A 13793-nucleotide genomic window follows, 5' to 3' on the forward strand; every position below is an offset into this window, starting at 1 on the left:
CCGTATTTTTAATCCTAAATTATCATTGACTAAAAACTTCCTAGATTTACTCAGTTCTATGCGTTTTGCCGTGAGCTTGCTGAGTGTGTTGGGTGTTGCTTCTGTTATTGGTACTGTGCTTAAGCAAAATGAGCCATATGAGAACTACATCGTAAAGTTTGGGCAGTTTTGGTTTGCTTTGTTTGAATATCTTGGCTTATATGATGTTTATCATAGCGTTTGGTTTTTAGTGATTTTATTGTTTCTGGTGGTATCTACCAGCTTGTGTATTTATCGAAACACGCCTGCTATGCTTAAAGAATGGCGCACGTTTAAAGACCATGCTACTGAAAAATCACTGCGCGCGTTTAGCCACCAAGCTACCTTCAATCTATCAGGTGATTATGCAGGTACTAAGCAAAACCTGTTGCAATTTTTAAATGCAAAAGGTTTTAAATATAAAATCAAAGCACAAGAAGGTGGCAGTGAGCTGATTGCTGCTAAAGCTGGCACTCATCAACGCTGGGGTTACATTTTTACGCATGTGGCAATGGTGGTGATTCTATTCGGTGGTTTGTTAGATGGTAACCTGCCTTTTAAAGTGCAAGAGATGTTGGGTCACAAACGAATCGAAACTTTAGACTTGCCTGTCTCAAAAGTACCTGCTGAAAGTCGAATGTCTGTGAGCAATCCTTCGTTTCGCGGCAATATGACTTTGTCAGAGGGTGCGACACATAATGTGGCTTTTTTGCGGGTACGTGATGGCTACTTGGTACAGGAGCTTCCATTTGCTATCGGGTTAAAAGACTTCCGCATAGAGCACTACGCAACAGGACAGCCTAAATCGTTTGAGAGTGATTTGGTGATTTTTGATCCAGAGTTAAAAGAACCAATTACAAAAACAATTAGCGTTAATCATCCTTTGACCTATAAAGGTATCGCGATTTATCAGTCAGACTTCCAAGATGGCGGAACAGGCCTTAAATTTAATGTGTGGAATCTGTTTTCACCAGGCGATAAGCCTCGCGTATTATCTGGCGCAATATTTGATGAGGGTGCGTTAGGTGAGGGGGATGACCTTCTACGTGTTGAATATAACGACTTTCGTAAATTTAATATTATTAATATGTCGCCAGATGGCAAAGGTAAGCCACACAATGTAGGGCCTAATGTTACTTATAAACTACGTGATAATCGTGGTCAGGCGATTGAGTACGTGACCTATATGCAGCCTATGCAAATTGACGGCAAATTTTATTTCTTGTCTGGTATGCGTGAAACAGTGCAAGAAGATTTCCGCTATTTGCGCATCCCTGCTGATGACGATCTCAGTATCGATGGTTTTATGGGCTTCAGGGCCGTGATGTTAGATGCGTCTAAATATCAGGAAATAGCGAAGCGAATTGCTAAAAAATCTTTAGAGGGCAGTGGTAATTCAGAAATCAAAAAGCAGTTTGAACTAAGCTTAGTGCGATTGCTGACTATCTTTGCACAGGGCGGTTATAGTGAGGTTGCTAAAGTTATTGAGCAAAGTGTGCCTGAAGCAGAACGTGAAGCTTCAGCGACTACTTATATTAAAATGGTTAATATCGCAGCTTATGAAGCGTATAACATGGGGCTTGAGCTGAACAAAAAGCCTTTGCTTAAAAATACGTCTGAAACCGAGGCGCTAATGCGTGATAGTCTAAATGCTTTCAGTGATATGTTCTTTTATGGGGCGCCTTATTATCTACAGCTAAATCAGTTTGAGCATAAAGAAGCTAGCGGACTGCAATTGACAAAATCGCCTGGTCAGAAATGGGTGTATTTGGGCTCTGTCATCTTGGTGCTGGGTATTTTCTCTATGATGTATATCCGCGAAAGAAGAATTTGGTTGTATTTGAAACCAAGCGCGAATGAGGTGCATTTTGCAATGGCTTCAAATCGTAAGAATTTGGATTTTGAAAAAGAGTTTAGTTTGTACCGCGAACAACTTGCTGGCATTGTTAGTTAAGGAGTAAAGATGAGCAATACATTGGATTATCAACAAAAGACATTGTTACAACGGTTGAATTGGCAAGATTGGCTTTATGCCTTTGTTGTCGTTGCGGGTTCAATATTTGCTTTTGTTAAGTATGCGCATTATATGGATGCATACGAAGTTGCTTTCTTATTTGGGGCGGCAGCACTATTTAGCTATTTAGGCTGGCAGTGGAAGTCGCTGGGTAAGTTGGTGATAATTGTTGGTGTGCTCAGTATTGCCTCTATCGCTTTGTATCAGGGTGATCAAACGCGTGCAACGGAAGTGTTTTTTCTTAAGTTTTTAATTTCAAGTCAGTCTGCAATCATGTGGATGAATGTTTTATTTGTGCTTGCGATGGTAACGTATTGGTTTGCGTTATATAGGCGTAGTGCTTTTACAGCTAACGTAGCTTCCGCATTAACATGGGTGGCAGTGCTATTTGGCTTTGTTGGTTTGATGGTGCGCTGGTATGAGTCTTATCTTATTGGCGTAGATGTTGGCCATATTCCAGTCAGTAATTTGTATGAAGTTTTTGTGTTGTTTTGCCTCATTACCGCTTTGTTATATTTACACTATGAGCAAAAGTTAAACACCAAGCAGTTGGGTGGTTTTGTGTTGCTGGTCATCAATGCCGCGGTTGGTTTCATTTTATGGTATACCTTTGATCGTGAGGCGCACAGTATTCAGCCACTGGTCCCTGCGTTACAAAGCTACTGGATGAAGATTCATGTTCCAGCTAACTTCGTCGGCTATGGTGCGTTTTCTCTCGCGGCAATGGTAGCGTTGGCGTATTTGCTTTCTAGTAAGGGCGTACTTACTTCACGTTTGCCTAGTTTAGAAGTGTTAGATGATTTAATGTACAAATCAATTGCAGTCGGATTTGCATTTTTCACCATTGCAACAATTTTAGGCGCAATGTGGGCAGCTGAGGCATGGGGTGGCTATTGGAGCTGGGACCCTAAAGAGACTTGGGCGTTGATTGTTTGGCTAAATTATGCAGCATGGCTACATTTACGTATGGTTAAAGGCTTGCGTGGGCCATTGCTAGCTTGGTGGTCATTGATTGGTTTGATTATTACCACCTTTGCATTCTTGGGCGTGAATATGTTCTTGAGCGGTTTACATTCATACGGCACGTTATAGCCAAGATTCTTATGTTGATTTAAGACATAGTTGCTGGTTAATTCCTGTAAGGCATTGTGATTAATCACAATGCCTTATTTTTTAACTCAGACATGCGTAAATCGTAAATTAAGTTAAGTGTAGTAAGTAAAGCAGATGGGTTATTCACTTATTTTTTCAAGTCTAAACCTAACCTCGCCATCAGTATTGTCTGTCAGGCTCAATAAATAGCCTGCATTTTTAGCTTGCTGAGCAGCATGAAACAAACCAACACCTAAGCCGCTTTTTGAGCTGATATGTGATTTAAATAACTTTTCTACAACTTCATTAGCTAAAGCTGATCCTGTGTCGGTGACCTCTATACAAAAGTGATTAGATGGCATTAATGAGACGTTGATGCTAATACCAGCTTCAAGCCTAGCTTTCTCTAGTGCATTTTGTATTAAGTTGTCTACTACACTATCCAGTACATCAGGGTCGATGTCGGTCTTCGGTAAATGAGTAGGCGCCTCAAATTGCACTTGGTAGTGTGCGTTAAGTTGTTTAAAGTTCTTCCACCAGTGGCTAATTTTAGCTTGGTTATTTTTCTCTATACTAGGTTCTTCAAGTTTGTTGAGTGTGCTTGAAAGGCGCTGACTTAATTTTGGCAGTTGTTTTTTTATTAGATTAACTAGCCTAGCGTCATCTTCTGCGTGATTGCTCTGCTCTGCGGCGGCAGAAAGCGTGCCTAACGACTGTAAAATGTTTTTAATATCATGCGTTAATCTAGAGCCTGTTTCATATAAGCTTTGCATGTAGGCATTTTGGCTGATCGTCTCCTCGCGACGTTTTGCCTCGTAAAACTCGCCTAAAATTTGAGTGAGTAGTTGTACGTGCAGGTACATAGCAGGTGTAAATTGCCAGCGTGAATACAGCGTTAAATGAAGTTGTTGAAAGCTAAACGTAGAAATGAAGCGTGTGGTTTCGCCAATCTCTTGGTGAGTGTTGTTAGACTGCCACGACACGCCGCTAACCCAGTTTAATGCTGCTAACTCATGCATTGATGCTTGTAAAAAACCCTCTGCAGAAGTTTCATTTTCAGCAAATGCTGCAATTTTTCTAATCCACTGTTCAAATGGCAATCCTATGCTTAAGAGGTAGCGTGACATTAGCAGCTCTAAGCCCGAAAAAGTTGCGCTAGGATTCCATAGCCAACTGATAGCAACTAAAGTGGTTGCTAAGCCAAAAACGGTAAAAGCCAACAGTTTTACATAATGGATTTGCCAGATAATGCCAATCGCAAAGCTACTTAATATGACAATTATTGTCAGTAAAAAGATTAATAAGGTGTAAAAAAAGTCAATATTGGGCGTATAAGCGGAGCTTTTCTTTTTTGCGGATAAAAATAAAATAGCGAGTGGAAGTACTGGTAATACATAAATAAGGATTAATTCAGCAGCGAGTAAGTCGTTGTTTGCGTCAAGAATTTTGGGTACAACCCAAAGCAATAATATGGCAAGCAGATACGAAGCAGCCAGAATATTCGGGATTTTTGAATGTGAAGCATCACTAGATAGTACTCGTCCGCCTATCAGAGAAAATAATCCTGCAATCCAAAATGCCGTGACCCACCAGTTAGTGAGGAACGTAGTGAGATACGCGCCAGCGAGAACTATCCCCATCATTTTCCATGATAGCTTGTCGCTTTGGCGCATGACTGGCTGCCATAACAAGAAGAAGCCGTAATGGCAAAGTAGCAATGCTGTTTGCAAGTGACCATTGGCGCCCCAGATTAAAAGGCCGTGCAAAGACAGCATCATGAGTGCCATTAGGCGGTCATGATTATTGAGTGCTAGCTGATAAAACTGATGAAGTGTTCGCATAGTTTGGATGGTTCACAAATTGGTTAAATTAACCTGCTGTTAGGATTTGAACATAAGTGTCCAATCTTTGACAATAATTCCTGCATATTTGATGTTGCATCTTGTAGAATACAAGCAAATTGGTCGTGAGTGTAATCAAGCATATGTGGTATGTTTTTTGCTATTTAAAATTAACACTTTGAGTGTTTTAATTTACATGTTTAAAATAGCGTAATTAAATTGCGCACAGTTCGGGGAACTAAATGAAAAGAACACAAGCAGGCTTTACGCTCATTGAGTTGGCAATTGTGCTGGTAATTATTGGCTTATTGCTTGGAGGCGTACTTAAAGGGCAGGAGCTGATTAATAGCGCTAAAGCGAAAAGTATTGCGAGTGATTTTAAAAACGCGCAGATTTTTATTTATGGCTATCAAGATAAATTTAAAGCGTTGCCAGGCGATGATGCGGGAGTAGTGGCTCATGTCGCTGGCACTTTGGCAACAGGCGGCACAGTGGGTAATGCACGTATTGAGGGTGCATGGAATTTGGAAGATGGTACCTCTGAGTCAGCGTTATTTTGGCAGCATGTGCGTTTGGCGGGGTTTTCTACAGGACCTACGTTGGTAAATGATCCAAACTACTATCCAAGAAACGCTGATAATGGGCGTATTGGTGTGCAAAGTGTTACTGGCTTCAATACAATTACAGGCATGACAGGGTTGTATGTAGTGTGTTCGGACAATATTGCAGGTCGCTTGGTTAAACAGATAGATATTAATATGGACGATGGTAATACTGCAACTGGCTCATTAAGGGCGCTAGGCACTGGCACCGCTGGTGCAAACACAAATGCTATTACTACAGCAACAATAGATGATGGATCGCCATATACTGTTTGTATGACCTTCTAAGTTATGTTGGTTTTAAAAGCCCGCTTATGGCGGGCTTTTTTGTTAGGGCTGGTTCATGCTTTTGCATTGACTCTGCTACTTATGTGACATTTAAGCTTGCGCAGAATCCTAATTGTTCTAAAATGACAACTTGAGTAAAAGCAAGAAAACTAACTGAAAAATTGTGCTTTAAATGACATCAAATATTGTAGAAATCGATAATCTTTCCTTTGGGTACAACGGTCGCTTATTGCATAAAGGCATTAATATGGTTTTTCCAAAAGGAAAGGTCGTGGCCATTATGGGGGGTAGCGGTAGCGGCAAGACCACATTGTTGCGCTTGATTGGTGGGCAAATTAAGCCGACTAAAGGTGAGGTGCGGGTAGATGGGCATGTGGTGCACGAGCAAACGCGTGATGGTATCTATCAACTGCGCCGTACGATGGGGATGCTGTTTCAGCACGGCGCATTATTTACCGATCTAAGCGTGTTTGATAACGTTGCCTTTCCAATGCGTGAACTAACAGACTTACCAGAGTCTATGATTAGAGACTTAGTGTTGCTTAAGCTCAATGCGGTAGGTTTGCGCGGTGCGCATAAGTTTATGCCAACCGAGTTGTCTGGCGGTATGGCGCGACGAGTAGCGTTGGCAAGAGCTGTTGCATTAGATCCAAATATTATTATGTATGACGAGCCATTTGCAGGTTTAGACCCTATCTCTATGGGGGTGATATGCGGGTTGATTCGTAGCTTGAATGATGCGCTTGGTGCCACTTCTATTATTGTTTCGCACGATGTAAAAGAGACTTTCTTAATTGCTGATTACGTGTACTTTGTTGCAAATGGTGAAGTGACGGCAGAGGGCACTCCTGAAGATTTAATGCAGTCTACCCTTCCATTTGTTCACCAGTTTGTTCATGGTGAAAAAGATGGTCCAGTGCCTTTCCATTATGCAGCGCCTGATTATCGCGCTCAGTTGTTGGGTTGAGCATTCTGCTCACAATGGCAGTTCAATGGATTTAGTTTAATGATTAATATAATAATTAATAAAATTTCTCGGCTTCTAAGTGGTATCGGTCATCGTATGATTGCACGCATCTGGCGTCTGGGTGCGGGTGCGCGGCTGTTTATATTGGCCATTATTTATTCGGGTGAAAGTTTTAAGCGGTTTCACCTCACCTTGCGTGAAATTTACTTTACTGGCGTGATGTCGTTGTTAATTATTATAGTGTCGGCGTTCTTTGTGGGTATGGTGTTAGCATTGCAAGGCTATAACACGTTACAGAAATATGGCTCATCTGAAGCGATAGGTGTGTTGGTCGCGCTAGCTTTAGTGCGGGAGTTGGGACCAGTCGTTACCGCCTTGCTATTCGCTGGCCGTGCGGGCACTGCAATTACCGCTGAAATTGGCCTGATGAAAACGACTGAGCAGTTATCTGCAATGGAAATGATGGCAGTTAATCCAATTGCGCGCGTAGTAGCACCAAGATTTTGGGCTGGCGTGATTTCTATGCCTATCCTTGCTGCACTGTTTTCAATGGTGGGTGTGCTGGGTGGGTATTTAGTTGCTGTGCCTTTGATTGGTGTGGATGAAGGTGCGTTCTGGTCGCAGATGCAGGCTAATGTAGACGTTCGTGCAGATATTATTAATGGCGTGATTAAAAGTGTCGTGTTCGGTGTCGCGTGTACGATGATTGCTTTATTTGAAGGCTTTGATGCCCCGCCTACTGCAGAGGGTGTTAGCCATGCTACCACTAGAACCGTAGTGATTTCGTCACTGACGGTGTTGGGATTAGATTTTGTATTAACGTCTTTTATGTTGGTTGTTTAGGCCATAAAAGCATAGTTGAGAGGGTAGTGAAGTGGAAAGAACAAAAATAGATTTATGGGTAGGCATCTTTGTGGCTTTAGGCGCAGCGGCTTTGCTTGGTCTTGCCATGAAAGTGGGTAATTTAACATCCAATAAAATTGGAGATACTTACCATGTGAGTGCTGCCTTTGAAAACATCGGCGGCCTGAAACCAAATGCACCAGTAAAGAGTGCTGGCGTAGTCGTAGGTCGCGTAGCTGAGATTGGTTTTGATGCTAAAACTTATGAGGCAATTGTAACGATTAAAATTGATAAGCGTTATGAGTTTCCTAAAGATACGTTTGCCAATATTTATACAGCAGGTTTGTTGGGTGAGCAGTATGTTGGTTTAGAGGCTGGCGGCGACGAGGATGTGCTAAAAAGTGGTGATAAAATCACACAGACGCAAGACGCTATTGTATTAGAAAAAATGATTAGTCAATTTTTGTATAGTAAAGCTTCTGAGGCCGAAGCTGATAAAAGCGCACCAAGTGCTGAGTCTACAAAAGACAAGTCAACGGAATTGGGTGATGCACCGTTTTAATCTGGGTTAGCCACAGTACTGATGTTGAATTAACTATTTGGTCATTTTGACGAAAATATAAAGGGTTCCAATGAAAATGTTTTTGAAATTATTAATGAACACTGCTTTCATTACCGCGATGTTTGTGAATGTTAGCTTGGCACAAGCAGAGCTTTCTGCTGATGAGTTGGTGAAACGTACTGCTGATGAAGTGCTTAGTGCAATCAAGAGCGACAAAGACATTCAAGCTGGCGACCAAAAAAAGATTTTCGCGCTGGCCGAAGAGAAGATTTTGCCAAACTTCGATTTTGACCGTGTTTGTCGCATGGTGCTTGGTAAAAACTGGAGATCAGCTACGCCAGAACAGCAAGCAGCTTTCCAAAAAGAGTTCCGTACTTTGTTGTTGCGCACGTATGCTACTGCACTTGGTAAATATAAAGATCAAGTGATTGAATATAAGCCTATGCGTGCAGAGGCTGGTGCGAAAAACGTGAGTGTTAAAACCCAGATTTTACAATCTGGTGGCCAACCGATAACTGTTGATTACAGCTTAGTGAAAGCTGAAAATGGTTGGAAAGTATATGATATTGTGATTGAAAGCGTGAGCTTGGTGACTAATTATCGTAGCCAGTTTAGTAGCGAAATTCGTCAGAATGGTATTGATAGCTTAAATAAAAAACTTGCGGATAAGAACAAAGCATCTGGCGTATGATTAGTTTCGATTCACAAGAAAATAAATGGTTAGTCACTGGTGAGATATTAGTGGACAACGCAAATGCAGTGCTCGTCGAGAGCGTTGCATTGCCAATGAATGACGCGCTTCAGATTGATTTTTCGGCTGTGACTAATACAGATACGGCTGCCATTAGTTTGATGATGGAGTGGCAGCGTAGAGCGGCTGCTTCTAATCATAAAATTACATTTAAAAGCTTACCTGAAGGTCTTGGTAGTTTGGCCATCCTTTATGGGGTTGCCGATTTCATTCCTCTGAGTGCCTAGTGAGAGCCTATTTTTTGATTTAAGATTGTTTTGGGATTCGGTGTTTTGGGATTCAGGGTTCAGTGCGGCTTTAATTGATTGAAAAGTAGTAGCTTTTTGTAAGCTGCATTTTCAAATCACTACCCATATTTTAAATATAGCTATTCTAAACAGCATTGCATATTTACACTGCTTTTGAAAGTTAAGGCTTTTGTCGTTGAGTACTTATGCGTTTTAATTGTTAATCGAAAGTCACTTCTTGAATCATCCTGCAATTCATATCCATGGAGTACATAAAAACTTTGGTACGCTACATGCCTTAAATGGCGTGGACCTTACCATTGAGCAAGGTGAGTTCTTTGCGCTGCTTGGACCTAACGGTGCAGGGAAATCCACATTAATCAATATTCTTGCAGGGCTTATTGCGCCAACTGCTGGCAGTATCTCTGTGATGGGTTTTGATGTGCAGAAGCAATATCAACAAGCACGCCAGTTGTTGGGTGTGGTGCCTCAGGAGTTAGTGTTTGATCCTTTCTTCAATGTCCGAGAAATGTTGCGTTTTCAAGCAGGCTATTTTGGCCTTGGCCGCGAAAACGACCCATGGGTAGATGAGGTGTTGGAGGGGCTTGGTTTGGCGGATAAAGCGCACACCAATATGCGTAAGTTATCTGGAGGTATGAAGCGTCGCGCTTTAATCGCACAGGCGCTTGCTCATAAGCCGCCCGTGATTGTGCTGGATGAACCAACAGCTGGTGTGGATGTTGAATTGCGCCAAATGCTTTGGGAGTTTATCAAAAAGCTAAATCGAGATGGCCACACGATCATCTTAACGACACATTATTTAGAAGAAGCCGAAGCGCTGTGTAGTCGTGTCGGCATGATGAAGCAGGGTAAAATTGTCGCATTAGATAGTACAGCCAATTTGCTCAACAAATTCTCAGGTAAACATTTGCGACTAACATTAGGTAACGTGAGTTTGCCTCAAGATGTGGCGCGCTTAGTGCGCCATGTGGAAAATGGCATTTATACCTTTGCTTTAACCGATATGATACAAATTGAGTTTGTGCTTACATCGTTACGCGCTAGTGGCATTAAGGTGATTGATATGCAATTGAATGAGGCCGATTTGGAAGATGTCTTTTTATCATTAGTGGGCAATGTGGTTGTTGACCAACATTTAACGAGCCAATCATCATGAGTGATTCAAAAGTGATTGATCCATTGAAGAGTAGGTCAAGTTGGGTGGGTCCATGGACTTTACTTAAAAAAGAGTTGCTGCGTTTCTGGCGAGTCTCTTTTCAAACGGTAGCCGCTCCTGTGATTACAGCGTTGCTATATTTATTGATTTTTTCTCACGTGCTAGATAAGCACGTGCAGGTTTATGACGGTGTTGCCTATACTGAATTTCTAATTCCTGGTTTGATTATGATGTCTGTGTTGCAGAATGCGTTTGCTAACAGTTCGTCCAGCCTGATTCAATCTAAGGTTATGGGTAATATCGTATTTGTTTTATTAACACCCTTGACGCATTTGCAGTTTTTTATGGCATTTCTGATTGCTGCGATTATTCGTGGTTTGGTTGTGGGTTTATGTATCTACCTTGTGGCAATGTGGTTTGTTGATTTAACAGTAGCAAATCCATGGATGATTATTGCGTTTGGCTTGCTTGGCAGTGCCTTACTCGGAACGTTTGGCATTATTGCTGGAATATGGGCTGATCGATTTGATCAAATGGCAGCTTTTCAGAATTTTATTATTATGCCTTTGTCATTTTTGTCTGGTGTTTTTTATTCAATTCATTCACTACCGCCATTTTGGCAAAAAGTATCTCATTTAAACCCATTCTTCTACATGATCGATGGGTTTAGATACGGCTTCTTTGGTAAGGGGGATGTATCACCTGTGCTTAGTTTGTTGATTGTAGGAGCATCGTTCCTTGTGTTAGCACTGGTAACATTAAAAATGTTAAAATCTGGCTACAAACTTAGGTCATAATGTTAGGTTGAATAATATAAAGGTGAGTGTCGCGTGTTAAGTGCCCAGCAATTAGAAGCCTATATCACACAAAATTTGGCGTGTGATTATATACAGGTCTTAGGTGATGACGGTACCCATTTTGAGGCTGTGATTGTGAGTCCAGAGTTTGTTGGTAAGCCCATGGTGAAGCAGCATCAACTCGTATATGCAGCGTTAGGTGAGCGGATGAAGGCTGAAATACATGCTTTATCCATGAAAACCCTGACCCCAGAAGCATGGCTGAAGTTAAAAGCTAACAATTGAATTTAAAGTGTGTCTAAATAGATACCAGTGAAAAGTTTTGTAATTTTGTAATAAAGTTTTGTAATTAGGATAAATAATGGATACGCAGGAATTAATCAAAAGTCAGGTAACAGGTAACCCAGTAGTGCTTTACATGAAAGGTAGCCCTAAATTCCCACAATGTGGTTTTTCAAATTTGGCAACGCAAATTCTCAATGCTTGCAACGTAGAGTACGTGGCTATTGATGTGTTAGCAGACCAAAATATCCGCGAGGGTATTAAAACTTATGCAAACTGGCCAACCATTCCGCAGTTATATGTTAACGGTGAGTTTGTGGGTGGTTCAGACATTATGCGTGCCATGTACGAAAGTGGTGAGCTCCAAACTTTATTGAATGCGACCAAATAATTGGACAAGCTGCTGATTACAGGCGGTAATCGCCTTCATGGTGAAGTGGCCGTGTCTGGTGCTAAAAATGCGGCATTGCCGATACTATGCGCATCATTGCTTGCTGAAACGCCCTTGCACCTATCGAGTGTCCCTGCATTAAAAGATGTGGGTTCGACCATCAAGCTTTTAGAGCAAATGGGTGTAAAGGCTGAGCGTAATGCAGATAAAGTATCTTTAGATGCGAGTGTCATCCACACTAAAGAGGCGCCGTATGAGATGGTTAAAACCATGCGTGCTTCTATTTTGGTGTTGGGGCCGCTATTAGCCCGATTTGGGCATGCTCGAGTTTCATTGCCTGGTGGCTGTGCCATTGGTTCACGTCCGGTAGATTTGCATATCAAAGGCTTGCAAGCAATGGGTGCCGAAATTCATATTGAGCATGGCTATATTGAAGCAACGACTAAGCATTTGCCTAATCAGCGCTTGCAAGGTGCGCGTTATTACATGGATTTAGTAACGGTCACTGGTACCGAGAATCTAATGATGGCAGCTGCATTGGCGAACGGAACTACTGTATTAGAAAATGCAGCAAAAGAGCCTGAAGTGGTTGATATGGCTGAGTGCCTGATTAAAATGGGTGCAAAAATCACTGGTGCAGGGTCAGATGTGATCACCATTGAAGGTGTAGAGCGGTTAACAGGTGCTACACATAATGTCGTGTGCGATCGCATTGAGGCTGGTACTTATATGGTTGCGGTTGCCATGACTGGCGGTGAAGTGACCTTGCGGAATGTGCAAACACATCTACTAGATGCGGTGATTGAGAAATTGCGCGAAGCTGGTGCAACAGTGACATCCGATGCTGATAGCATCACTGTTAAAAGTGATGGTCAATTAAAAGCGGTGAATATTCGTACTGCACCTCATCCAGCATTCCCAACCGATATGCAGGCGCAGTTTATGGCGCTTAATACCATTGCGACTGGCGTTTCTAAAGTCACAGAAACAATCTTCGAAAATCGCTTTATGCATGTGCAGGAAATGCAGCGTTTGGGCGCAGATATTGATATTGATGGCAATACAGCGTTGGTCAAAGGCGTACCGTTTTTAGATGGTGCTACCGTGATGGCCACTGATTTGCGCGCTTCAGCAAGTTTGGTGTTGGCTGGATTAGTAGCACGTGGAGATACGGTGATTGAGCGTATCTATCATTTAGACCGCGGTTATGAAAACTTAGAAGCTAAGTTAAATGCCTTAGGCGCCAATGTAAAGCGAATAGCATAGAGAAACTAAAAATGATTACGATAGCACTTTCAAAAGGCAGAATCTTTGAAGAAACCGCACCATTGCTTGCGGCAGCAGGGATTCATGCGGCTGAAGATCCAGAATCATCGCGTAAGTTGATTATAGAAACGAACCGACCTGATGTGCGTTTGATTATCGTACGGGCGACCGATGTGCCTACCTATGTGCAGTATGGCGCGGCTGACTTAGGTATCGCTGGTAAAGATGTGTTGGATGAGCATGGTGGTGATGGTTTGTATCAGCCGATAGATTTACAAATTGCAAAATGCAAAATGATGGTGGCTGTGCGTGAGGATTTTGATTACTTTGGGTCTATTCGAAGTGGTGCACGTCTTAAAGTGGTGACTAAGTACGTTAAAACTGCACGTGAGCATTTTGCGGCAAAAGGCATGCACGTTGATTTAATCAAGCTGTACGGCTCCATGGAGCTTGGTCCATTAGTTGGATTAGCTGATGTGATTGTTGATTTGGTGAGCACGGGCGGTACTTTGCGCGCTAACAAGCTTAAGGCTGTAGAAGAGGTTGGTGACATCAGTTCAAGGCTGGTTGTCAACCAGGCGTCACTTAAGCTCAATAGGGCTAAGCTACAACCCATCATGGATGCGTTTCAAACCGCCATTGCAAACAATAAATAAATTTAGGTAAATAGGTTTA

General features: G+C 42.1%; 15 protein-coding genes. 14 read left to right on the forward strand and 1 reads right to left on the reverse strand.

Features of this window, described 5'->3' with window-relative positions; genetic code table 11:
- Positions 1–58: 58 nt before the first annotated feature.
- Together Q7U33_RS02805 and ccsB are read left to right on the forward strand one after the other, a co-directional pair.
- Positions 59–1972, forward strand: coding sequence for a cytochrome c biogenesis protein ResB (locus Q7U33_RS02805; RefSeq protein ID WP_304858103.1), 1914 nt, complete (start codon positions 59–61; stop codon positions 1970–1972).
- 9 nt (positions 1973–1981) lie between these two features.
- The gene (gene ccsB / locus Q7U33_RS02810; RefSeq protein WP_304858072.1) at positions 1982–3124 is read left to right on the forward strand and encodes a c-type cytochrome biogenesis protein CcsB; all 1143 of its coding nucleotides are present in this window, start codon (positions 1982–1984) and stop codon (positions 3122–3124) included.
- A gap of 140 nt (positions 3125–3264) precedes the next feature.
- Here the strand turns inward: ccsB and Q7U33_RS02815 are convergent, their stop codons facing one another.
- Positions 3265–4965, reverse strand: a complete 1701-nt coding sequence (locus Q7U33_RS02815; RefSeq protein WP_304858073.1) for an ATP-binding protein — start codon at positions 4963–4965, stop codon at positions 3265–3267.
- A 242-nt stretch (positions 4966–5207) separates the two neighbouring features.
- On the opposite strand from Q7U33_RS02815, the gene Q7U33_RS02820 reads away from it, so the two are divergent.
- The 12 genes from Q7U33_RS02820 (at position 5208) to hisG (ending at position 13774) form a co-directional block, all read left to right on the forward strand.
- Complete coding sequence (locus tag Q7U33_RS02820; protein WP_304858074.1) at positions 5208–5855, forward strand: prepilin-type N-terminal cleavage/methylation domain-containing protein; 648 nt, start codon at positions 5208–5210, stop codon at positions 5853–5855.
- A gap of 172 nt (positions 5856–6027) precedes the next feature.
- Positions 6028–6822, forward strand: a complete 795-nt coding sequence (locus tag Q7U33_RS02825; protein ID WP_304858075.1) for an ABC transporter ATP-binding protein — start codon at positions 6028–6030, stop codon at positions 6820–6822.
- Positions 6823–6861: 39 nt separating this feature from the next.
- Positions 6862–7665, forward strand: a complete 804-nt coding sequence (gene mlaE, locus Q7U33_RS02830; protein ID WP_304858076.1) for a lipid asymmetry maintenance ABC transporter permease subunit MlaE — start codon at positions 6862–6864, stop codon at positions 7663–7665.
- 31 nt (positions 7666–7696) lie between these two features.
- Positions 7697–8227, forward strand: coding sequence for an outer membrane lipid asymmetry maintenance protein MlaD (gene mlaD, locus Q7U33_RS02835; protein WP_304858077.1), 531 nt, complete (start codon positions 7697–7699; stop codon positions 8225–8227).
- A 118-nt stretch (positions 8228–8345) separates the two neighbouring features.
- The gene (locus Q7U33_RS02840; RefSeq protein WP_370651975.1) at positions 8346–8918 is read left to right on the forward strand and encodes a phospholipid-binding protein MlaC; all 573 of its coding nucleotides are present in this window, start codon (positions 8346–8348) and stop codon (positions 8916–8918) included.
- Positions 8915–9205 carry a lipid asymmetry maintenance protein MlaB gene (locus Q7U33_RS02845; RefSeq protein ID WP_304858079.1) on the forward strand — a complete coding sequence of 97 codons (291 nt, stop codon included), beginning with the start codon at positions 8915–8917 and terminating at the stop codon, positions 9203–9205. Before Q7U33_RS02840 ends, Q7U33_RS02845 begins: the two co-directional genes overlap by 4 nt.
- 238 nt (positions 9206–9443) lie before the next feature.
- A complete protein-coding gene (locus tag Q7U33_RS02850) occupies positions 9444–10382 on the forward strand; it encodes an ABC transporter ATP-binding protein (RefSeq protein WP_304858080.1) in 939 nt (312 codons plus the stop codon).
- Positions 10379–11179 (forward strand): ABC transporter permease, encoded by an 801-nt coding sequence (locus Q7U33_RS02855; protein WP_304858081.1) that lies wholly within the window; start codon positions 10379–10381, stop codon positions 11177–11179. Before Q7U33_RS02850 ends, Q7U33_RS02855 begins: the two co-directional genes overlap by 4 nt.
- 33 nt (positions 11180–11212) lie before the next feature.
- Positions 11213–11464, forward strand: a complete 252-nt coding sequence (locus tag Q7U33_RS02860; RefSeq protein WP_304858082.1) for a BolA family protein — start codon at positions 11213–11215, stop codon at positions 11462–11464.
- 76 nt (positions 11465–11540) lie between these two features.
- On the forward strand, positions 11541–11852 hold the full coding sequence (gene grxD / locus Q7U33_RS02865; protein ID WP_304858083.1) for a Grx4 family monothiol glutaredoxin: 312 nt from the start codon (positions 11541–11543) through the stop codon (positions 11850–11852).
- On the forward strand, positions 11853–13118 hold the full coding sequence (gene murA / locus Q7U33_RS02870; protein WP_304858084.1) for a UDP-N-acetylglucosamine 1-carboxyvinyltransferase: 1266 nt from the start codon (positions 11853–11855) through the stop codon (positions 13116–13118).
- Positions 13119–13129: 11 nt separating this feature from the next.
- Positions 13130–13774 (forward strand): ATP phosphoribosyltransferase, encoded by a 645-nt coding sequence (hisG, locus tag Q7U33_RS02875; RefSeq protein WP_304858085.1) that lies wholly within the window; start codon positions 13130–13132, stop codon positions 13772–13774.
- Positions 13775–13793: the final 19 nt, after the last annotated feature.

The organism is Methylotenera sp. (genome assembly GCF_030653755.1).
Taxonomy (GTDB): Bacteria; Pseudomonadota; Gammaproteobacteria; order Burkholderiales; family Methylophilaceae; genus Methylotenera.

What these genes read in the sequence shown, in the direction of transcription:
- Q7U33_RS02805 (WP_304858103.1), top strand. Translation starts at nt 59, where the DNA reads ATGCGTTTTGCCGTGAGCTTGCTGAGTGTGTTGGGTGTTGCTTCTGTT.
- ccsB (WP_304858072.1), top strand. Translation starts at nt 1,982, where the DNA reads ATGAGCAATACATTGGATTATCAACAAAAGACATTGTTACAACGGTTG.
- Q7U33_RS02815 (WP_304858073.1), bottom strand. Translation starts at nt 4,965, where the DNA reads ATGCGAACACTTCATCAGTTTTATCAGCTAGCACTCAATAATCATGAC.
- Q7U33_RS02820 (WP_304858074.1), top strand. Translation starts at nt 5,208, where the DNA reads ATGAAAAGAACACAAGCAGGCTTTACGCTCATTGAGTTGGCAATTGTG.
- Q7U33_RS02825 (WP_304858075.1), top strand. Translation starts at nt 6,028, where the DNA reads ATGACATCAAATATTGTAGAAATCGATAATCTTTCCTTTGGGTACAAC.
- mlaE (WP_304858076.1), top strand. Translation starts at nt 6,862, where the DNA reads ATGATTAATATAATAATTAATAAAATTTCTCGGCTTCTAAGTGGTATC.
- Q7U33_RS02840 (WP_370651975.1), top strand. Translation starts at nt 8,346, where the DNA reads ATGTTTGTGAATGTTAGCTTGGCACAAGCAGAGCTTTCTGCTGATGAG.
- Q7U33_RS02845 (WP_304858079.1), top strand. Translation starts at nt 8,915, where the DNA reads ATGATTAGTTTCGATTCACAAGAAAATAAATGGTTAGTCACTGGTGAG.
- Q7U33_RS02855 (WP_304858081.1), top strand. Translation starts at nt 10,379, where the DNA reads ATGAGTGATTCAAAAGTGATTGATCCATTGAAGAGTAGGTCAAGTTGG.
- grxD (WP_304858083.1), top strand. Translation starts at nt 11,541, where the DNA reads ATGGATACGCAGGAATTAATCAAAAGTCAGGTAACAGGTAACCCAGTA.
- hisG (WP_304858085.1), top strand. Translation starts at nt 13,130, where the DNA reads ATGATTACGATAGCACTTTCAAAAGGCAGAATCTTTGAAGAAACCGCA.